The sequence below is a fragment of the Gordonia hankookensis genome (assembly GCF_014673215.1).
Taxonomy (GTDB): Bacteria; Actinomycetota; Actinomycetes; order Mycobacteriales; family Mycobacteriaceae; genus Gordonia; species Gordonia hankookensis.
The window spans coordinates 1,425,809-1,446,029 of sequence record NZ_JACWMS010000002.1; the positions used below are offsets into that span (position 1 = coordinate 1,425,809).

Annotated in this window: 23 protein-coding genes; 12 read left to right on the top strand and 11 right to left on the bottom strand. The window is 64.5% G+C overall.

Going from position 1 to position 20,221, the window contains the following annotated elements:
* Positions 1-65: 65 nt before the first annotated feature.
* Positions 66-710: a fumarylacetoacetate hydrolase family protein gene (locus IDF66_RS13695; protein ID WP_190267247.1), complete on the bottom strand. Its 645-nt coding sequence runs from the start codon at positions 708-710 to the stop codon at positions 66-68.
* 125 nt (positions 711-835) lie between these two features.
* Here IDF66_RS13695 and IDF66_RS13700 point away from each other — a divergent pair, with 125 nt between their 5' ends.
* Genes IDF66_RS13700 through IDF66_RS13715 form a run of 4 tightly spaced genes read left to right on the top strand, consistent with a single transcriptional unit; the run spans position 836 to position 4,925 of the window.
* Positions 836-2,140 (top strand): MFS transporter, encoded by a 1,305-nt coding sequence (locus IDF66_RS13700; RefSeq protein WP_190267248.1) that lies wholly within the window; start codon positions 836-838, stop codon positions 2,138-2,140.
* Positions 2,137-3,282, top strand: a complete 1,146-nt coding sequence (locus tag IDF66_RS13705; protein ID WP_190267249.1) for a maleate cis-trans isomerase family protein — start codon at positions 2,137-2,139, stop codon at positions 3,280-3,282. Before IDF66_RS13700 ends, IDF66_RS13705 begins: the two co-directional genes overlap by 4 nt.
* Positions 3,283-3,301: 19 nt before the next feature.
* Complete coding sequence (locus tag IDF66_RS13710) at positions 3,302-4,213, top strand: polysaccharide deacetylase family protein (RefSeq protein ID WP_190267250.1); 912 nt, start codon at positions 3,302-3,304, stop codon at positions 4,211-4,213.
* 46 nt (positions 4,214-4,259) lie between these two features.
* Positions 4,260-4,925, top strand: coding sequence for a GntR family transcriptional regulator (locus IDF66_RS13715; protein WP_223309453.1), 666 nt, complete (start codon positions 4,260-4,262; stop codon positions 4,923-4,925).
* 63 nt (positions 4,926-4,988) lie between these two features.
* Here the strand turns inward: IDF66_RS13715 and IDF66_RS13720 are convergent, their stop codons facing one another.
* Complete coding sequence (locus IDF66_RS13720; protein WP_190267252.1) at positions 4,989-5,615, bottom strand: hypothetical protein; 627 nt, start codon at positions 5,613-5,615, stop codon at positions 4,989-4,991.
* Between the two features lie 93 nt (positions 5,616-5,708).
* Here IDF66_RS13720 and IDF66_RS23965 point away from each other — a divergent pair, with 93 nt between their 5' ends.
* Positions 5,709-5,840 carry a hypothetical protein gene (locus tag IDF66_RS23965; RefSeq protein WP_263282326.1) on the top strand — a complete coding sequence of 44 codons (132 nt, stop codon included), beginning with the start codon at positions 5,709-5,711 and terminating at the stop codon, positions 5,838-5,840.
* Positions 5,841-6,087: 247 nt separating this feature from the next.
* On the opposite strand, the gene IDF66_RS23830 is transcribed toward IDF66_RS23965, so the two are convergent.
* From IDF66_RS23830 to IDF66_RS13750, 6 genes are all read right to left on the bottom strand, one after another.
* Entirely contained in the window at positions 6,088-6,477 is a 390-nt protein-coding gene (locus tag IDF66_RS23830) for a hypothetical protein (RefSeq protein WP_223309454.1), read from the bottom strand.
* A 56-nt stretch (positions 6,478-6,533) separates the two neighbouring features.
* Positions 6,534-7,160: an SH2 domain-containing protein gene (locus tag IDF66_RS13730; RefSeq protein ID WP_223309455.1), complete on the bottom strand. Its 627-nt coding sequence runs from the start codon at positions 7,158-7,160 to the stop codon at positions 6,534-6,536.
* Between the two features lie 17 nt (positions 7,161-7,177).
* Entirely contained in the window at positions 7,178-8,761 is a 1,584-nt protein-coding gene (locus IDF66_RS13735; protein WP_190267254.1) for a TNT domain-containing protein, read from the bottom strand.
* Positions 8,752-9,048 carry a WXG100 family type VII secretion target gene (locus tag IDF66_RS13740; protein WP_164310254.1) on the bottom strand — a complete coding sequence of 99 codons (297 nt, stop codon included), beginning with the start codon at positions 9,046-9,048 and terminating at the stop codon, positions 8,752-8,754. Before IDF66_RS13740 ends, IDF66_RS13735 begins: the two co-directional genes overlap by 10 nt.
* Positions 9,045-9,365: a WXG100 family type VII secretion target gene (locus tag IDF66_RS13745; protein WP_190267255.1), complete on the bottom strand. Its 321-nt coding sequence runs from the start codon at positions 9,363-9,365 to the stop codon at positions 9,045-9,047. The genes IDF66_RS13740 and IDF66_RS13745 overlap by 4 nt, the downstream gene beginning before the upstream one ends.
* 130 nt (positions 9,366-9,495) lie before the next feature.
* Complete coding sequence (locus IDF66_RS13750; RefSeq protein ID WP_223309456.1) at positions 9,496-10,365, bottom strand: MerR family transcriptional regulator; 870 nt, start codon at positions 10,363-10,365, stop codon at positions 9,496-9,498.
* A gap of 201 nt (positions 10,366-10,566) precedes the next feature.
* Here IDF66_RS13750 and IDF66_RS13755 point away from each other — a divergent pair, with 201 nt between their 5' ends.
* The 5 genes from IDF66_RS13755 (at position 10,567) to IDF66_RS13775 (ending at position 15,355) form a co-directional block, all read left to right on the top strand.
* The gene (locus IDF66_RS13755; RefSeq protein ID WP_317628694.1) at positions 10,567-11,457 is read left to right on the top strand and encodes an alpha/beta hydrolase; all 891 of its coding nucleotides are present in this window, start codon (positions 10,567-10,569) and stop codon (positions 11,455-11,457) included.
* A complete protein-coding gene (locus tag IDF66_RS13760; RefSeq protein WP_190267256.1) occupies positions 11,454-12,332 on the top strand; it encodes an SDR family NAD(P)-dependent oxidoreductase in 879 nt (292 codons plus the stop codon). The genes IDF66_RS13755 and IDF66_RS13760 overlap by 4 nt, the downstream gene beginning before the upstream one ends.
* A gap of 1 nt (position 12,333) precedes the next feature.
* A complete protein-coding gene (locus tag IDF66_RS13765) occupies positions 12,334-13,251 on the top strand; it encodes a ferritin family protein (protein ID WP_190267257.1) in 918 nt (305 codons plus the stop codon).
* Positions 13,248-14,801 (top strand): flavin-containing monooxygenase, encoded by a 1,554-nt coding sequence (locus IDF66_RS13770; RefSeq protein WP_190267258.1) that lies wholly within the window; start codon positions 13,248-13,250, stop codon positions 14,799-14,801. Before IDF66_RS13765 ends, IDF66_RS13770 begins: the two co-directional genes overlap by 4 nt.
* A 137-nt stretch (positions 14,802-14,938) precedes the next feature.
* Entirely contained in the window at positions 14,939-15,355 is a 417-nt protein-coding gene (locus IDF66_RS13775; protein WP_164310259.1) for an Ig-like domain-containing protein, read from the top strand.
* A 55-nt stretch (positions 15,356-15,410) separates the two neighbouring features.
* On the opposite strand, the gene IDF66_RS13780 is transcribed toward IDF66_RS13775, so the two are convergent.
* Complete coding sequence (locus IDF66_RS13780; protein WP_190267259.1) at positions 15,411-16,538, bottom strand: amidase family protein; 1,128 nt, start codon at positions 16,536-16,538, stop codon at positions 15,411-15,413.
* A gap of 184 nt (positions 16,539-16,722) precedes the next feature.
* Here IDF66_RS13780 and IDF66_RS13785 point away from each other — a divergent pair, with 184 nt between their 5' ends.
* Positions 16,723-17,226: a nuclear transport factor 2 family protein gene (locus tag IDF66_RS13785; RefSeq protein WP_190267260.1), complete on the top strand. Its 504-nt coding sequence runs from the start codon at positions 16,723-16,725 to the stop codon at positions 17,224-17,226.
* Between the two features lie 3 nt (positions 17,227-17,229).
* On the opposite strand, the gene IDF66_RS13790 is transcribed toward IDF66_RS13785, so the two are convergent.
* On the bottom strand, positions 17,230-18,201 hold the full coding sequence (locus IDF66_RS13790) for a ketopantoate reductase family protein (protein WP_190267261.1): 972 nt from the start codon (positions 18,199-18,201) through the stop codon (positions 17,230-17,232).
* Positions 18,201-19,559: a serine hydrolase domain-containing protein gene (locus IDF66_RS13795; protein WP_223309457.1), complete on the bottom strand. Its 1,359-nt coding sequence runs from the start codon at positions 19,557-19,559 to the stop codon at positions 18,201-18,203. Before IDF66_RS13795 ends, IDF66_RS13790 begins: the two co-directional genes overlap by 1 nt.
* A 183-nt stretch (positions 19,560-19,742) precedes the next feature.
* On the opposite strand from IDF66_RS13795, the gene IDF66_RS13800 reads away from it, so the two are divergent.
* Complete coding sequence (locus IDF66_RS13800; RefSeq protein WP_190267262.1) at positions 19,743-20,186, top strand: hypothetical protein; 444 nt, start codon at positions 19,743-19,745, stop codon at positions 20,184-20,186.
* The last annotated feature ends 35 nt before the right edge of the window (positions 20,187-20,221 follow it).

A 20,221-nucleotide genomic window follows, 5' to 3' on the forward strand; every position in this document is an offset into this window, starting at 1 on the left:
ACCGATTGTCGTGCCCCTGGGTGATGCGCCCCAGGGGCACGATCAGTTTCTGGTGATCAGCCTGGTCATCCCCGCACCGGTGTCCGCAACGTGCCGATCCCGGCGATGTCGATCTCGACGACGGAACCCGGCCGCAGTACCGCTCCATCCTCGCGGCCGGGTGGCAGATAATCCGGTGTGCCCAAGAGGAATACATCTCCGGGGTGAAGGGTGAACTGCTGGGACGCCCACACGACGAGCGCCTCCGGCCCGGCGTATGCGGCGGAGACCGGCGTGTGCTGGATGGTCTCGCCGTCCACGCGGGTGCGGATGATCGCATCGTCCCAGTCGGGGGCATCGGCGGGCGCGACGAGTCCCGCGCCCAGCGGGCAGAAGCCGTCGAGCCCCTTCGCGCGCGACCAGTGGGCGTCGACATCCTGTAGGTCGCGGGCCGTCACGTCATTGGCGACGGTGTAGCCGGCGATCACATTGCGCGCGTCGTCGGTAGACGTCAGGTGCCGACACCCCGTCCCGATGACGATCGCGAGTTCGCCCTCGCACACGATGCGCTGTGCGACGTCGAGAGGCAGGTGCAAGGGTTCCCCGTCGCCGATCACAGAATGCGTGTTCTTGACGAAAAGCTGCGGGCGGGGCGGGGGAGTCGACGATTCGAGGGTGGGGAAGTTGCCGCCGGTGCCCCAGATCGTGCGGGGCCCGAATGATCCGCTCATCGCCGCTACCTCCGGGTTTGCAGGGTTTACGTACTGGTTACCGCGAACGCTTGTGGATCGGGTCATCAGCACCTAGGTTCTTGGCATACCAACTTGGTATACCAAACTTCGAAGGAGTAGTCCCGATGTCCAACACCCGTTGGCGCATGTTCGGCCTGTTGCTCCTCCTGGTCACGGTCAACTACGTCGACCGCGGGTCCCTCTCCGTGGCGCTGCCGATGATCAAAGAGGACTTCCACATCAGTGCGGAGCTGACCGGTCTGCTCCTGTCGGCGTTCTTCTGGGCCTACGCGGTGATGCAGATTCCCGCCGGCTGGTTGATCGACAGGTTCGGCCCGCGCAAGCTGATCATGGTGGCCTGTTTCGGCTGGGGCGGTGCGACGGCGATGTCGGGCCTGGCGCCGAACATCGGGATCATGGCCTTCGCGCGGGGAGCGATCGGCATCGCAGAGGCGCCGATCATGCCTGCCGGTGGCAAACTCAACGCAGCCTTTCTCACCGAGAAGGAACGCGGCCGTGGCGCAACCATTCTGGACGCCGGTGCACCGCTGGGATCGGCGGTCGGCGGTATCGCCATCACCGGTCTGATCGCTTTCACCGGCAGTTGGCGCTGGGCTTTCCTCGCTGCGGGTGTGGTCACCATGATCCTCGGCATCTGGGCATGGCGGGCCATCCGCGACACCCCGGACGAGCATCCGAAGGTGAATCCGGCCGAGCTGGAGTACCTGACTCGTTCGCACGCCGAGGAGAGCGCCCGACATCGCTCCACGGGGCAGCGCGCGGGACTCGTGCACTATCTGAAGTTCCGCAGCTTCTGGGCGATGTGCCTGGGTTGGCTGGGATTCAACGGGGTCTTCTATGGATTGCTGACCTGGGGGCCGCTGTTCCTCTCGGAGAGAAAGGGTTTCGATCTCAACACGATCGGCTGGTCGACCTTCGTGATCTTCGGATCCGGGTTCGTCGGTGAGATCATCGGCGGTCAGCTCGCCGATCGGCTCAAGGAGAAGGGCTACAACACAAATTTGGTGATGCGGTCCCTGCTGGGCTTCGCCGGCGTCTGCGTGGTACTCGGCCTGGTCGGGGTGGTGCTCATGCCGGGTCCGGTCGCGGCGATCGCGCTGCTGTCGGTGGTTCTGTTCTTCCTGCGATGGGTCGGCCTGTTCTGGTCCGTCCCGGCCATTCTCGGCGGCCGCGAGGACGCCGGTGTGCTCGGTGGCGCAATGAATCTCGCCGGAAACGTGTCCGGCTTCGTCACGCCCATGGCGGTCGGGTTCATCGTCGGCGCGACTGGTGGCTACACCTGGGCGCTGCTCTACTTCGTCGGAGCGGGCATCATCATGACCGTCGCCGTCCTCGCACTCGACTACGCACAGCGACTCGCCCCCAAAACGGGGCAGCCGGCCACCACGACACCAGGAGTAGCGGTATGACCCGGATCGGAATGATCGTCCCGTCGTCGAACACCAGCGTCGAGGACACGACTGCTCGACTGCTGGCCGGGCGCGACGACGTCTCGTTCGTGTCCACGAGAATCCGGGTGCAGGCCATCAGCACCGACGGTGCGGGAGCGGCGTTCGACGTGGAGTCGATGGTGGCCGCGGCACGCCTCCTCGCGGATGCGAAAGTCGACGTGATCGTGTGGAACGGCACGGCCGGTTCCTGGCTGGGCGTTGAGCACGATCGGACCATCTGCGCCGCCATCACCGACCACACCGGTCTCCCGGCGACGACGTCGACGCTGGCAATTCTCCAGGCCTGCCACGATTTCGGTGTCAGCGCACTCGCGTTGGGCACGCCGTACACCGAGGATGTGGTCGAACAGATCGTCGCCGAGTACCGCAGCAACGGCATCGACGTGGTGTCCCACTCGGAGTGGGGCCTGACCGACAATTTCTCCTTCGCGGCGGCCTCCGACGACGAGGTGGCCGACCTGCTCATCGGCGCCACCGAGCAGGGCGATCCACAGGCGGTGGCGCTCGTCTGTACGAACGTCGATGGCACCGGTGTGAGCCGGGCGGTTGAGCAGAAGGTGGGTGTACCGGTCATCGACAGCATCGCGGCCACACTCTGGTGGGCACTCGAGATGGCCGGTGCCGACGCCCGAATCCGGGGGTGGGGAATCTTCCTCGAGCAGGCGGCATTTCGCCACCGTGCCAAGCAGATCGTCACCGAGCTGCGCGAACGAACCGGCTGTGATCGCACCACGGTGCGCGTCGACGACGCCGCGCTCGGACTCCATGTGGACCTCTGCGCGGCCGAATCCTGCGGTGCGGGAATCCGGTCGATCCAGCATGACCCGTCACTCGACCAGCGAGCGCTCGAGACGGTGCGCTGGCTCGACGAGACCCGTCGGGTACTGGTGCAGCCCGCGTTCGTCGAGCCGCCGTTCCCACCGCAGGCGTTGCGCGATGTGTACGGCGTGAGCGCCCAGGTCCTCGGCCCGGTCGAACGCGACGGTGAGGTGGCCGCGTGGCTGTCGGCCCACAGCCTCCCGGAACGGGGCTGGTCCGACGACGACGTCGCCGCCATGAACGACGCCCGCGCCGCGATGGCCGATCTCCTCGGACGCTGAGACAGAAAGAACACAACACATGACTGACAAGAAGATTCAGATCACGGTCGGTATCGACGTCGACTCCTGCGCCGGGTGGCTCGGATCATACGGAGGCCAGGACTCGCCGAATGACATGCAGCGCGGCGTGTTCGCCGGTGAGGTCGGCGTGCCGCGTATGCTTCGGCTGCTCGAGCGTCGCGACATCGTCAGCACCTGGTTCTGGCCCGGCCACTCCATCGAAACCTTTCCGAAGCAGGCGCAGATGTGCGTCGACGCCGGGCACGAGATCGGTGCCCACGGATACAGTCACGAGAACCCACGGTCGCTGAGCCTCGAGCAGGAGCGCGACGTGATGGCCAAGAGCGTCAAGCTGATCGAGCAACTCTGCGGCGAGCGACCCAAGGGCTATGTCGCGCCGTGGTGGGAGATGAGTGAGCACACCGCATCGATCCTCGCCGAGTACGGCTTCGCCTACGACCATTCGCAGAACTACAACGACTTCGTCCCGTTCTACGCCCGGGTGGGCGATCGGTGGACGCCGATCGACACGTCTCAGCCCGCATCGCACTGGATGACGCCGCTCGAGCACGGATACGAAATCGACCTCGTGGAGTTCTGCGGCAACTGGTACGTCGACGATCTGCCGCCGATGATGTTCATCAAGGGACACCCCAACTCGCACGGATTCGTCAATCCCCGCGACATCGAGCAGTTGTGGAACGACCAGTTCGACTGGGTCTATCGCGAACTCGACTACGCGGTCATCCCGATGACCCTCCACCCCGACGTGTCCGGGAGACCGCAGGTGCTGCTGATGCTGGAACGCCTGCTCGACCGGTGGGGTTCGTTCGACGGTGTCGAGTTCGTGACCATGGCCGATGCCGCGGACGAGTTCCGGACCCGCTTTCCCTTCGACGCGCAGGCGCGACCCGAGTTCGTTGGCCGCTGATGCGTTCGCCGGGGGAGTGATGGCCGGGCCGTAAGCTATGAGCGTCATGTCGCCGATCAGTCCCGAAGCCTCGTCCACGAACGTCACCGACAGCGTCTCGCTGAGCGGGCGATTGCTCGATTCGCTGCGCTCGGACGTGATGACCGGCCGTTATCCGCCCGGCTACCGGTTGGTGGAACGGGACGTCGCGGACACCTACGGGGTCTCCCGGCTGCCTGCGCGTGAGGCCCTGCAGGCATTGCGCGCCGAAGGCTTCCTCGAGGTGCGCAAGACCCGTGGCCTGGTGGTCCGCTCGTGGACCGAACGCGACGTGAGTGAACTGTTCGACATCCGCCAGGCGCTGGAGGCGATGGCGTGTCGCGAGGCCGCCGACAATCGGACCGACGACGACGTCGCAGCCCTGCGCGCCGCGGTGGTCGCCGCCGATGACGCGCGCGACGCCACCGCGGCACATGACGCGAATGCGCTCTTCCACCAGCTGCTCGTGACGGCATCGCACAACCGCACGTTGGGGGAGATCATGTCTCCCATCCTGTTTCGCGTGCAGTGGCTGGTTCGGCAGATCCCGGACCCGCACACCGTGTCACACGATCACCACGAGATCGTCGAGGCCATTGCGGCAGGCGACGGTGAGCTCGCGGAGTCGCTCGCCGGGGAGCACGCGGAGCGGAACCGGAGGACGACGTTGGAGGCGATGTTCGGGGCGGGTTGATCAATGGGTCGACCGGGACTCCTGGACCCTCGACCGTTGCCACGCTGGCACGCTTGGCCGGGGTCAATCATCGGAGAACACGGGCAACGGAACGCCGTCAATCCCCGGAATGTCGCGCGCAAAAGCGTCATTCAACTCACGCCAAGAGAGGCTCAGCAAGAACGATGTCGCGGTATCGATATCGGTCGTGAAGTAGAAGCGGTCCCGGTTGTCATGGCGAAAGAACCGCTTTGACGGGAGGAAGCCCGAGGGGTCCGGTTCTGGCACCTCCGACCATCCAGGTGACAGGCCACGTCCTAACCATTGCAGGTTGACCACCGGCATGTGTTCCCTTCTCAACCGTGACCGAGTTGGGCCTCCGACCACACGGCCGACAAAGTATTTGGCCGCATCGTCGAAGCGGCCGAACCAGAACCGTGGTGAATCTGGAGAGGCTTCTCCGCGGCGGCGACCTGCGGTGTGTACAGCGTATAGCCCATCTCCACGCAGGATCGAATAGTCGGTGTAGCCGTCGGAGTCCTCGGCGTTGCCGGGACCGCGCGGAATCATGACGCGGTCGCCGTCGAAGTAGGGCTGCTCGTACAGCGGGGCTTTGGTCTCGAAACGACCGGCCTGGGCCAGCGTGATCTGGACTTGGGACCAGTAATCCAGTGCTGCAGCGAAATCAGCGAACTCCGTACGCTCGTTCACAGATCTACGTCACCTCCTGATGTGAGTCTGTAGCTCGTTGCGGTGGCACTTCGACTGCCAAGGCGGGTCCGGCATATCCTGGACCCGCACACCGTGTCACACGATCACCACGAGATCGTCGAGGCCATTGCGGCCGGCGACGGTGTGCTCGCGGAGTCGCTCGCCGGGGAGCACGCGGAGCGGAACCGTAGGACGACGTTGGATGCGATGTTCGGGGCGGGTTGAGACGGCACGCTCATTGGTCCGAGAACTTGGGCATTTGTATGTTTTCGGCGCCAGGGATTCCCTCAGAGAACGTCGCGTTGAGCTCTCGCCATGTCAGGCTCACGAGGAGCGACGCTGCGGTGTCAGGTGAATCGGTGAAATAGAATCGGCCAGGATCCTTCGCCATAAAGTACCTCGTAGCCGGCTCAAACCCGCTGGGGTTTGGCTCGGATGACTGCAGCCACCCCGGCGCGAGACCGCGATTCAGCTATTGCAGGTTCACGACAGGGAGTGTCGATGGTTTGTGGAACATGCGTGTTATCTCGGCGACGTGTGCGCCCACGAAATACTTTGCAGCATCGTCGAAATGGCCAAACCACGACTTCGGTCGGTCTGGGCGGATGTCCTTCCGGGTCCTTCCGGAGATCCGCAGGCTGTATCTGTCGCTTTCGTCGAGAATCGAGTAGTCGGTGTACCCTTCGGAATTCTCGGCACTTCCAGGACCGCGAGGAATCATCAGCCGTCTACCGTCGAGGTGAGGGAGCTCGTACAGCGGGGCTTTGGTTGTGAATCGTCCGTCGCTGGCGAGCATGCGCTGTACCGCGTTCCAGTAAGTCATTGCGTCGAGGAAGTCGGTCAGTCCAGCGAACTCGCCCATTGTTGTCCTAAGGGCCGCATTTGCTCGATCACGCTCTGGTCGACGCCGAGATCGATTCAGTCATCGGAAAACGGTGGGATGAGTACACTCTCGGCGCCCGAAATCCCTTCTGTGTACAGTAGATTCAGCTCTCGCCACGACAGGTTGAGCCGGAAGGATGTCTCACTGTCTCCGGCATCAGTGAAGTAATATCGTGAGGGATCGTCGTTCCTGTGGTACTTGGTAGCCGGCTCGAAACCGTCCGGATCCGGTTCGCCTGATCCGCTCCAACCAGGAGCGGGTCCGATGTCCACCCACTGCAGGTTAACTATCGGCAACTTCAGATTCGTGGCCATGCGTGTTCGTTCGCCCACGTAAGACCCGGTGAAGTGCTTACCGATGTCGCTGAGGGAGCTGAACCATGCCTTCGTGACGTTGTTCCAGGTGGTGCCCCTGTCCCGACCCGATTCACGCAATGTAAACGCATTCCCTTCCCAGTTGAACGAGTATGCTCGGTACCCCTCAGAGTCCTCCGCACGGGCTGGTCCATTCGGGATTATGAGTCGATCACCGTCGAGGTACGGCGTACCAAATAGCAGGATCTTGTCGGCCTTTGCGTGGCCGGATTCGGCGCAGAACTGCTGGACATTGCGCCAATACGCCATCGCGCTGAAGAAGTCGGGTAGCGCTGCCCACTCATCCACATCGGCCCCCACGCTCACTAGTTGTCTGACGCTGATACATCACGAATCGCACCCCTCTCCTTCAACTCTTCGATCGATACCTGCTCCCCAGTTTTGGTATCGACCACTATCCACTGGTGGCCACCACCAGGTTGGCCGAATCCAGGTGCAATCGATCCGTTGCGTACTTCCCAATTCGGTCGGAGGGGCACGTCTGTGGCCACGTATTCGTGATAATCCGCCGCTTTTCCTGGCGACAGCGCTCGCGCTCCATAAGAGTCGCCCTCTCGCCCCAGGAACCCGCCACCTTCGCCGCCGATGCGGTCCAGGTGGGTCCCCGCCGGAATGCTGTCGGACACATGGTAGTCCCCGGCGAATCCCTGGTTCGGTGGAAAGGCCCACATGCCCTTTCCGTCGTCCCAGTACCGATCCAGAACCTGCTGTGGTGTGAGGTTCCGGTACGGGTTGTTGGCGACAGCATCGTCGATGATGGCCTTGGGGACACCCCCCTCCTCCAATGACTCGCGCAGAAAGGCCGGGTCCACCGCGCGTTTCAGCTCATCGTGAGCCCAGGAGGGGATCTTGTCGAGGGCCATGGCGAGCTCTTCGGCACGGACCGAACTGCGTGACAGGTCCATCGAGAACATCGCAGCGCGCGAGCCCATCAGGGCGCCGAGGTCGCCGGCCGCGGCGCCGACCGGATCGATCACGTAGATCAATGGCCGCACCACCTGGGCGGCGGTGGTGGCGAGGGTTCGGATGATGGTGGCGATCCGAGCGTCGGTCTGGGTGGCCTTGGCCACTCCGGCAGCCGTGGCAAGCACATCGCTGAGCCCTGCGGTCACCAGGGTCAGTGCGACGCCGAGGATTGCAGCACCGACCAGCTCGCAAGAGAGCTCCTCGACCTCGTCGGCGATCTGCTTCCTGGTATCGCGGACATGCGTGGCGTAGCCGTTGCACAGTTTGGCGACGGCATCGCACGAGTCGGCGATCCCCCCGAGATGTTGCTTGATCAGACCAGCCTGATCCTGCGCCGGCCCGACCTCGGCTGAGCGCTCACCTGCAATATGTGCGATCGCTGATTGCACAGTCGTCTGATGCTTGCGGAGATCGGAGGCAGCGCGGGTCCATGCGTCACCCGCCTCGTCGAGCTTTCCCGGATCGCCGTCAGGGAAGATCTCGCCCTGGATGAACTCCTCGAGCTTCTCCCAGTTGCTGGGTTCTCCAGGTCCGCCGTACGAACTGCCTGCCGATACCGTTGGCAACGACTCGAGGTTTTTGGGGTTTCCCGAGGGATTGGTCGGCGTGCACACGCCGATGGCGTTGTTGACGTTGTTGTGGTTCAGTGCCGATGCGTCGAGTAGCTCGGCCATCTTTCCGCATGCATTGCCCATGAGAGCAATACCGGCCAACAGGCTCTGGCCGCCGTTGACGGTCTTGTCGTAGCTCTGGGCAAACGTGCGGCCTGATCGATCGCTGCCGGCCATGTGGCCCGACGAGCCCAATGTGATGTACAGGCGGTCCAGGGTGTCACGGATATCGGCTCGAACGGTGTCAAACGCGTTGGCGGAGTCCGCAAAAGACGTTGGACGCACTTGGACGACAGGAGCCGTCACGGCCACATCCTTCGGTGCAACTCCTGTACCCCATGAAAGGCAGTATGGGAATGGGCGGTCGCCGTGCGGATGGCGGCGATCGCCTCCCGGATCTCCGATGCGCCCTCTCTCCACTGCTCGTGGGCTTCTCGGTGGGCCTTGGCGCCCTTACCGGTCCACGACACATGGAGGTCATCGATACGTTTGTCGAGCGCCCGTATACGATCCTCTACGTTCTTGACGAACTTGCCGAGATCCTCGGTGAACTTCTCGACCTCGTTCAGATCGATGCGGTACGAGTCCTCGGATGTCATGAGAGGTTCAGCAGGGGAGGGGACGCGGCATCCTCGATCACTCTAGTGTTCGAGGCCTCCTGCTCCGTGTATGTCTGCGCTGCCTCGACGAGCGCGCGGCCCATCGAATCCAGGCTCGTCAACACGTGTTCGAAACCATCGCAGCAGTGTGCCCACGGCTCGGCGTAAGAGTCTGCCGCAATGCCATGCCAACTCGAGCCGAACAGATCCTCTGCCTGTTTCGCGATCCGCGACCACCCGTTGGCGATGTCGCCATGGAGTTGCGCAACAGCATGAGAAGTGGCGCGTAGTCGCTCGAGATCCGCATTCAGGACCATCGCTCCCCCAATCGACGGAGCACGACGCTACCACGGTGCGATCTCGTCGAATTCTTTGTGGCCCACCGGTGTCCGATATGGGTTATGGGTCGCTCTTTATCGAATTGACGGGCGGATGCCTGCCCGCGCTTCACCCACCCTCGCCGAGCCGCGTCGCCAGCGACTGCGCCAGAAGGGTATTCGTCGTCTCGGTGAGAGTGACGCGCGTGGCCGCATCGGCGAGGGCTCGCAGTTGGACCAGCGTGAGCGTCACCTCGGTGAGTCGGTCGTCGTCCGTGCCACCCGCCGTCGGAACCGTGAGTGCCTCCGCGGCACCGATCATCGCCTGGGACAACTCCTCGAACGCGGGTGCGACCCGTTCGATGATGTCGATGACCGCCGATGCCGGCCTGGTGGCGGTGATCAGGGGCAGGATCGTGTCGAGAAGGGCCGGTTCCTCGGCGGTCACGTCATCCGCCGAGTGGATGGTGATGAGCTTGAGGCGCGCCAGACGGTCGGCGTCGGCGGCATCGACACCGGCCTCGGCGAGTTCGGTGAGCGATGTCGAACGTGACGTCGGTGGTTCCTGGATGTCGGTGAGTTCGGTTTCGAGTCCGAGGACGTCGGCGATCTGTCTTCCGTTTTGCCATGCGGTGATCAACTCGTCGATGTGGGCGATGGTGTATCCCCGTGACAGCATCGAACTGATCAGCGCCAGCCGCGACACGTGGCTGTCGGAATACAGCGTCACACGTCCGACGCGATGGGGCGGCGGCAGCAGGCCGCGCTCTCGATAGACCCGAATGTTTCGGGTCGTGACGCCGGAGATCCGGGCCAGGTCGTCGATGCGATACCTCGACACGGCTGGCTGGCCGAACGCCTGCCGCGTGGCGTTCGCCAGCAGCCTGGTGATGGTGGCCTCGAGTTCGCGCGACTGTTTGCCCACGTAGCGAGGGGTGGCCGACATGTGTTCGATCAGTGTCGCCAGATGGGCCATGCGCGCTGACGACGTTCGGGCCATTGCTCGTCACCTCCGCCTTCGTGCTGTGCTCCGGCGCCGCGACCGGCGAACAGCAATCACACTACGCAATGTGCCATTGACAGATGGCGGGATTGGTGATGCGATTCGACTGTGACGGAGACCTCATCTGCTTCACGATGGGCGGCCTGGCTGGCGCGACGAACCTTGCGCCCGTTCGCCGAGGTGCTGCCTACCGGATCCGTGCAAGTCCAGACGTCGCGTGCCATCGTGGCGGGCGCGATGCTGATCGGTTGTCCGCCACCGCACCGAGTTCGGGTCGACAGGCTCGCCACCGGAACCTTCCGGGGTGAGTGGGTGTACCCGCCCGGGACGGAGAAGTCACGACAGGTCGTCCTATACGTCCATGGCAGCGGGTATGCGATCTGCTCGGCGAGGACCCACCGCGGAATGGTCGCCCGGCTCGCCCACCTGACACGTATGCCGTTCTTCTCCGTCGACTACCGATTGGCGCCCGAGCATCCTTTTCCCGCGGCCGCCGACGACGTGGAGGCCGCATATCGCTGGCTTCAGGACATCGGGTACCGGGCAGAGAACATCACTCTTGCCGGCGACTCGGCGGGCGGACACCTGATCGTGGACCTGTTGGCAGAGAACGTACGTCATGGCCGCCCGCAACCTCGGTCGGTGCTGCTCATGTCCCCGCTCATCGATCTGACGCTGCAGCTCGCCCGCAGGCGTGAGCGTGAAGTCGGACCGGATCCGCTGATCTCGGCGCGCGCCGCTCGACGCCTGGTCCGCCATTACACGGATGGGCAGCCCGACGACCTGCCCCGCCTCCGGCTCACCCTCGACCACGCAGACGACCTACCGCCGACTCTCATCCAGGTCGGCGGCGCGGAGATGCTCGTCGCCGACGCGCAGGAGGCGCAGTGGATGCTCACCACGGCCGGAGGCGTCTGCGACCTGCAGATCTGGCCGGGACAATCCCATGTCTTCCAAGCACTTCCGTTGCTCATCCCGGAGGCGACACCTGCGTTGGCGGCCGCGGCGTCATTCATTACCGGACCTCGTGAGCCGAGCGAGGTGCCAGAGAAGACAAGCAGTGAGTCGAAAGGGCGTGTGACAGCATGACAACCAAGAGATCGTATGACGCACATGCCGTGGTCACGGGTGCGGGCAGTGGTATCGGACGTGCCTTCGCGATCGAGCTGGCGCGGCGGGGTGGGCACGTGCTCTGCGCCGACATCGATGGCGGCCGCGCCGAGGAGACCGTCCGACTCATCGAGGCCACCGGTCGCGGCCGGGCAGAGCCGATCGTCTGCGACGTCGCGGATCCCGACGACATGCGCACTCTCGCCGCCCACGCCCTGAGCTGTTTCGACGGTCCCACGACGCTGATGATCAACAATGCCGGTGTCGGGATCGGAGGTCGTCCGGTCGGTGCCATCGGCCTCGCCGACTGGGAGTGGGCACTCGGCATCAATCTGCGCGGCATGGTCTACGGGTCGGAACTCTTTCTGCCTCAACTCCGTGATGCCGGTCATGGCGGACTCATCAATGTCGCATCGGCCGCGGCCTTCTCCGCCGCCCCCGGAATGGCCGCCTACAACGTCGGCAAGGCGGGAGTGCTCGCACTCTCGGAGACGATCGCCGCGGAGCTGTCCGGCAGCGATCTGGCCGTCACCGTCCTGTGCCCCACGTTCGTGAAAACGAATGTCGCAGCGGATGGTCGGATCACAGCCGAGGCCATGAAACTCGCGGAGACGCTGATGCGGCTGTCAGGAAAATCGCCGGAGCAGGTGGCGCGCCAGACCCTCGACGCCAACGATCGGGGTCGTCTGTACGTGGTGCCACAGGTCGAGGCCAAGACGATCTGGCTGATGAAACGTCTGCTACCGCGGACCTACACCATCGGAGCCGGAATCCTGAATCGACTCAGCCCGCTGCTCACGGCGACCGACGCGGAAACCATCGCAGACCACGAGCCCATCCCGGAAGGAGTCTGAGATGCCCATCGTGCTCGAGGACATGTTGCAGACCATCAAGGACCGACAGTGGGCGCTCGGAGACGTCGACTGGGAGGCTCCCGGTGCCGATCTCATCACTGATGAGCAGAAGCCAAAGCTCAAGGCCTTCATGGCCGATCTGGTGTGGATCGAGAACGTCGGGGCCCGCGGATTCGCCGCTCTGGCGAAGAAGGCCCCCGACGACACCCTCGCCGAGATCTATCGCTACTTTCACGCCGAGGAACAAAAGCACGCCAACGCCGAGCTCGCACTGATGCGACGGTGGGGGATGCTCGAGGATGACGAGGTCCCCGAGCCGAACATCAACATCCGACTTGCGATCGAATGGCTCGACACCTTCGCCGATCACATGTCGCTGTCGGTGTTGGGCACCGTGATCCCGATGCTGGAGGTCGCTCTCGACGGAGCGTTGCTGAAGTTCCTCCTCGAGGAGGTCCAGGATCCGGTGTGTCACGAGGCATTCCGGAAGATCAACGCCGACGAGTCTCGGCACCTCGCGGTCGACTTCCATGCCCTCGACATGATCGGCAACTCCCGTCTGCGCAAACTGATCATCGAAGCGGTCGGCACCGTCGCATCACCCGGCGTCATCATCGGCACTCTCATGTACGTGCCGCTGCTGAACAAGATGCGCGACAACATCGTTGCGATGGGACTGCAGGAAGAGCGCCTGTACGAGGCGATGAAGCGGTTCAAGAAGAACGGCGAGCGCGGCAAGGGCACCCGCCTGCTCACCTACCAGGTACTCAAGTACCACGCCGGTTGGGTCATCAACCGCGACAGTCCGTATCACTATTTCGCGGATGCGATGGTCCGGGTGACCGATCACTATCCGCGTTTCCTGTTGCGGCCGCAGCCGACCTGGTCGAAGGAACTGACCTACGAGCCGGTCGCATGAGCGTGGGAGGCGCGACCGACGAGCGGGCCGTCGACACCACCACGCTGATCATCGGCGCCGGGTTCGCCGGCATCGGTACCGCGATCCGACTGCTCCAACAGGGGCACGACGACCTGGTGATCCTCGAACGCGACGTGCGGCCGGGCGGAACCTGGCGGGACAACGATTACCCGGGCGCCGCCTGCGACATCCCGTCGCGCCTCTACTCGTACTCGTTTGCTCCGAACCCAGAATGGACACAGACATATTCGGAGAGCAGCGAGATCCTGGCGTACATCGACGGCATGATCGCCGACCACGGACTCGACCGCCACATCCGGTACTCGCACCTGGCGATCGGGATGGAGTTCGACGAAGCGGTCGGTAGCTGGATCGTCGACATCGCCGATCGTGAACCGATCGTCGCGCGCACTGTGGTGGTGGCCTCGGGGCCGCTCTCGACGCCGGGCTATCCCGACATCACCGGCCTCGACGACTTCGCCGGGCATCGGATGCACTCGGCCGCCTGGGATCACGAGTACGACTTCGAGGGCAAGAAGGTCGGCGTGATCGGCACCGGCGCCAGCGGTGTCCAACTGATCCCGGAACTTGTTCGCGCCGGCGCCGATGTGACGGTCTTCCAGCGTACGCCGGGGTGGGTGCTGCCGCGTCTCGATCGCCGTGTCTCGGGGATGAGCCGACAGTTGTACCGTTCGATGCCGTTGACGCAGACAGTGGCTCGTCGTCTGTGGTTCGCCGGACATGAGTCGGTGGCACTCGGAGCGGTGTGGAACTCACCGTTCACACGCGTGATCGAAGCCGTGGCCAAACTGAATCTACGTGCACAGGTGGGTGATCCGTGGATGAGGCGGCAACTGACGCCGGACTTCCGGGCCGGTTGTAAGCGCCTGCTCATGACAAATGACTACTATCCTGCGCTGCAGGCAGACAACTGCGCACTCGTCACGTGGCCGATCGCGCGAATCTGTGAACACGGGGTGCGGACCGTCGAAGGGATCGAACGAAGATTTGACTGCCTCGTGTTCGCAACGGGTTTCGAGGTGTCGAAACAGGGTACGCCGATCCCGATCCGAGGCCGTGGTGGGCGGGTCCTGGCCGACGAATGGTCGGGCGGCGCGTATGCCTACAAGAGCTTCGCGGTCTCGGGCTTCCCCAACCTGTACTTCACCTTCGGCCCGAACTCCGGACCGGGCCACAACTCGGCGCTGGTCTACATGGAGGCGCAGATCGAGGCCATCGTCACCGCGATCTCGATCATCCGTGACCGCGGCCTGCGACTCCTCGACGTACACGAACCGGCGCAGGACGCCTACAACGCGACAATCCAGAAACGGCTCGAACACACGACCTGGAACTCCGGCTGTCGTAGCTGGTATCTGACCGCCGACGGATTCAATGCGACGATGTACCCCGGATTCGCCACGCAGTACATTGCGCAGATGCGGACGATCGATTTCACCCGGGACTTCCGTGCGGTCGCCGCAGAAGTGCCGTCGACGCGGGCTGGGCGGTCATCTGATCGGCTGAATCCAGGGCTGCGGCGTCGCTGACGCGGGTAGTGGTGAGTGGCGTGGGTACTGTCCGCGCCGGAATCCGGGTAGTCGCTTACCCGTTCCGCGAGCGGGCGCGAGGGTGACCATCGAGATGTGCGCGACCCCCGGCGCACATTCACCCACCAGGAGCAATCATGTCCACCACTTCATCTTCCACGACCCGACGCCGGGCCCGAACGACAGCGGGCATCGCAACCCTCGCTGCCGCTGCGGGCGCCGCGACCCTCGTTCTCGCGGCTCCGGCATCCGCTCAGGCGACCAGTGTCTCGGTGACCCCGGGGCCCGGCGGCCGCATCGGCACCACGTGTACCTACGATGTGACGGCACCCGTCACCGGACCGAACACGGTGCGTTTCAAGGACAATGGTGTACCCATCGGCGGCGGACCCATCGCGGTCTCCGGTGGTGTGGCCACCGTGAAATGGACCCCGACCACACCGGGGCAGCACACCATCACGGCCCAACAGGGCACCGGCAATGGCCCCATCCGATCGACAAGCGTTCAAGTCGGCCAGGGAATGAACTTCGGCAGCATCTGCCTGGTGTTCTGACCGGCAGTGCGAGGGTGGAGTCGGCTCCCGCGGGCCGGCTCCACCCGTCCACGTCCTAATCGTCGGTCTGATCGTCGCCGCCTGCGCAACGACGTGCCAGGCGAACGAGGGAGCGATCGGTGTGGGGGGCTCCGACGAGACAGATGCCGATCGGGAGGCGCGACCGCGACGATGGGAATGTGACCGCCGGCAGCCCTCCGATCGATGCGAGACACGTGAGTTGGAGCGTCGTCTCACGCGCGCAGCGCAGGGCGTCGGCGTCGGCGTCGGTCGGTGCCGGGATGGTCGTGGCGGTGGGCAGCAACAGAACCCGGGATTCGACGGCCGATCGCAGGCGTGCGGCGATCTCGTGGGCACGATGGCGTGCGGCCATGTAGTCGCGTGCGCTGATGGCCCGCCCGATCGCGAAGCGTGCGGCGATGTCGGCGGGCAGTGCGGTGGGATGCTCCGCCACCCAATTCCCGTGGGACTGCCACGCCTCATACGCCTGGACCGTGGTGAAGGTATCCCGGCAATCATCGAGGTCAAGGCCGAGGTCGATGTGATCGGCATCGAAACGGTCTGCGTAGCGCATGATCTCGTCGGCGACCTCATCGTCGGCTGCCGCGATGAGGGCCGGGTCGAGTACGACCGGCGCGGCCGGTGCCGACTCTTCGATGGCCGATCGCGCCACCAGCGCGGCATCGACCACACGTGCAAGGGTTGCACCGTCGCGCGTGATCCATCCGACGGTGTCGAAAGACGGTGCGAGTGGCACCATTCCGACGGTGTCCATGGCGCCGTGGGTGGTGCGCAGGCCCCACAGATTCTGGTAGGCGGCCGGTACCCGAATCGATCCGGCCGTGTCGGTACCGAGACCGATCGTCGCGTGGCCGTGCGCGACCGCAGCACTGGGACCGCTCGATGATCCGCCCGGAATACGCCCGGGTGCAGCCAGATTCATCGGTGTCCCGTAGTTGTTGCTCGTACCGGTGATGCTGTATGCGAAGGCGTCGGTCTGCGCAACGCCCGTGACCGACGCGCCGGCATCGAGCAACGTGTGTACCGCCGCCGCGTGGTCCGGCTCGGGCACTCTCTCGGCGAGAAAGTCCCGGAGCCCGGCGCCGATCGCTACACCGGCCACCCCGAACACGTCCTTGACCGCAACTGTCTCGCCGTGCAGTGGACCGACGGTGGTCGGCATGACCAGCGGTGCACCGACGATTCGCCAGATACGGGTGTCCCACGTTGTTTCGATTTGGACTGTTGGTCCGACCATCTTTGGGAGCCTACGATCGCCGTGCGGCCTGGGCGAGGTGAAACGGAGATGGTTACTGCGTCGTAACGCCGCGGGAACATGACACGGACTCCTGTCCTATCGTGAACGCATGACCTCCATCGACGAGCTCACCAGCCGCCTCGACGACCTCGACCGGGTCGAGGCGATCAAGCAGCTGAAGCATCGGTACTGGCGTGCATGCGATGGCAAGGACCCCAAGGGGTTCCGGGATTGCTTCATCCGCAGCGGCGCCCGCATCGACTACGGTCCGCTCGGCGCCTACGACGACGCCGAACCGATGGCGAAGATCTTCGGACAGGTTGCTCTGCACCGGGTCGATGGCGAGTACGTCATCTTCGACATGCACCACGGCATGCATCCCGACATCACGCTGACCTCCGACTCCACCGCGACCGGCCGCTGGACGCTGAAGTTCCGCCAGGTCAATCTGCTCGACCGCACCGAGACGATCATGACGGGGGAGTACGACGACGAGTACGTCGTCGAGGACGGCGAGTGGAAGATGTCGGCCAGCACGATGACCGAGCGATGGTCGATCCGCAGACCGCTCGGCGACGACGCACAGTTGCGACCGGGAACATTCGCCGGTTAGGCGTCAGAGTGTGTCGAGCCGAGCCAACGCTGCGGTCGGGTCGAGGCTGCTCGGTTCGAGTCCCTGGTTGGCGAGTCGGGTCGTCTCGGCCTGTACGAGCTCGTTGACCGGGGTCGGTACCCCGTGCAAGCGCCCGAGAAGAACGATCTCGCCTGACAGGTAATCGATTTCGATGTCACCGGCACCACGTGCGACGCTCTGCCAGGTGGAACTGACGAGGCTGTCCTCGCCGGTGTCGCGCCGGACGATGTGGTCGCCACGGCGCTCCTGGTCGTCGGCTCCGCTGATCACGTCGATGCCGGCAGCCGCGAGAACCGTCTCGCCCTCGGCGCGGGCGCGCCGCATGAGCTCGCCCAGTGCATCGCTGCCTCGCCGATAGGTGGCGTCCACGCCGTTCCCGAGGTTCAGGATCAGTTTCCGGTATTTCCACGCCATGATGTCGTGTCGCGTGTGGGACTCGAACGACGCCGCGCGCAGCTGGGTGGAGATCGCCTCGGCGACATCGTCGGCGCCGGTCGGGAAGCGGCCCACGTCGAGTATGCCTGGCCTGGCAGAGGACCCCTGCACCACCACACCCGGCTCCAGATGCGTGGCAGGCAACATGACACAGATCGAGTAGGTGTTGGGGAAGCGCCGCAGAATAGCAGCCTCGTTCGTGACGCCGTTCTGGGCGGACACGATCGGCGTGGTCCGTGATGCGTGGGCCTGGAGGTCGTCGAGCGCAGCAGCGGTCTGCTGTGACTTCACGCAGAGCAGTACGACCGAATCGTCGGTCCAGTCGACCTCCGACGCATTCGCCGCCGCGGTGATCCTCTGGCTCTTCCTGCCGTCCGCGGTGTCGAGGACGAGTCCCCGATCCCGGATCGCCTGCAGGTGGGCGCCGCGGGCGACCACCGTCGTCGGAGTCCCTGAGCGAAACAGGTGGGAACCGATCACACCGCCGACCGCGCCGGCACCGTAGATGACGAAATGCATCAGCTACCCCGTCGGCCCGGCGCGTCGGGCGTCACCGGCAAACAGGTGATCGCGAAGCAACCCGGATTGCCCTGCAACGGAAGGCGCAGGGGCTCCGGCCCGCAGGCCATCGCTGTACACCCCTTCGGCGCGTACGGGCCGAAGCCGAGAGCTCCCAACGCGACGTTGGGGTCGGCGAACTGAACCGGATCGAAGTTCAGGTTCATCGTCGGGCGGTACGGGCCGGGGTCGGGCAGCCGCGGAGTGTTGAAGGCCGCGACCAGTTTGCGGAAGAAGTCGTGATAGAGCTCGCTGTTGAGACTTGCGCTGAGAACGGTGCCGGGATCGGGTGAGACATCCCCGAGGAAACCGTTCCAGCTCACCATCAGTCCGAGGCTGGGCACGATGAAGTTGTTCTGCTGCAGAAACCCGACCATCGCGTAGGCATCGGACGGCAGTCCGGCGAGCGGCGCGACGTCGGATGTCTGACGGGACGGGAACGAGGGACCGGTGCACGGTTTGCTGTTCACCCAGAACAGGTATCCGTAGCAGCGGTTCGTCTGTGACGGTGTGCGCAGCTGTTTGATGTAGCCGGAGTCGATGATGCGCTGGCCGTGCCAGATGCCGTCGTTGCTCATCAGCAGCCCGAGTCGCGAGTAGTCGCGGGGCGGCATGTAGAGGAATGCATAGCCGTAGGTGTGGTCACTGCGGTCGCGTGCCCAGTAGTAGTCGTGCTGAGCAATTCCCAAGGGGCCGAACAGGTTCTGCTGCGCAAACTGTTGCAGGTCCTGACCGACGGCACGTTGCACGACGTAGGCGAGCAGGTCCGGGCCGTGCTGGGTGTACTCGAAGAAGGTGCCTGGACGATGCTGAACCGGTAGGGCGAGTGTCTCTTTCGCGATGTCGGGGTCGACGTCCAACCCGGCTGTCGCGGCCTCGCTGATGATGGACTGACGCAGACCGGACGATTGGGTGAGCAGGTCGCGAACGGTGATGGCGGCGTGCGCCTTGTCTACCTCGCCGGCCGGCAGATAGCGCGCAATGGAGGACCGCAGGTCGAGTTTGTTCTGCGTGTATGCGATCCCCGCCAGCATCGACACGACGCTCTTGGTGGAACTGAACAGATTCCACGGGGTGTTGCCGGTGACGGAGTTGAGTGGGCCGCTGCCGATCAGACAATTGTTCCGGAACACCTGCACATGGGTGCGCATCCGGGATGCGGCGAAGGCGATCGCATCGTCGAGCCGCGCCTTGTCCAGGCCTGCGGACGCGGGCGAGGCGGTGTTCGGAGCGGACGCACCTGCGGGCTCAGCGCACCGAACCGGCTGGACGGGCGCCGCGCGAGCTGCCGACACCGGTGCGACGACCAACACGGCCATCAGACATGCGACAACAGTCGCGAACGACGTCGCCGAACGTACGGACAACTGAGAACAACGACGCGGAACGGACATCTGCGACACGTCTACACCCCCTTGTGGTAGCCGACACGTTACCGCGCCGGCGTTCCGACCAGAAGAAGCCTTGACCTCAATCGCACTTGAGGTCCTAGCGTCGGTGCGATGAGACCTCAGATGCAGCCGCCGTTGAGGCAACCCATCGGTTTCTGGGCCATCCGTGCAGGTGAGGCGATCCGAGCGCGCACAAGGTCGCGGCTCGCGGAGGTAGGCGTCACCCAACACGAGTGGTGGGTACTGCAGCAGTTGTCGTCGCATCCCGCAGGTATCGACGAGCGGACGCTGGTCGCGACGATCGGACCGAACGACACCGATGAGGCGATTGTGGAGGCCATCGACGCCGCGGTCGACAAGGGGTGGGCCACGCGGCGTCAAGCGAGTGTGTCGGCAACCTCGGCGGGCAACGAACGATTCGTGGCGGCCGCCGACGCGCAGAACGAACTCGGGGTCGAACGCCGACAGGGCATCTCCGACGAAGAGTACGAGATCGCCATCACGGTTCTCCAGCGCACCATCGCGAACGTCGGGGGCGACGCCTGGCATTGGTGATCCGGGATGGCCCACACGTCAGCAGGTCATCGGTC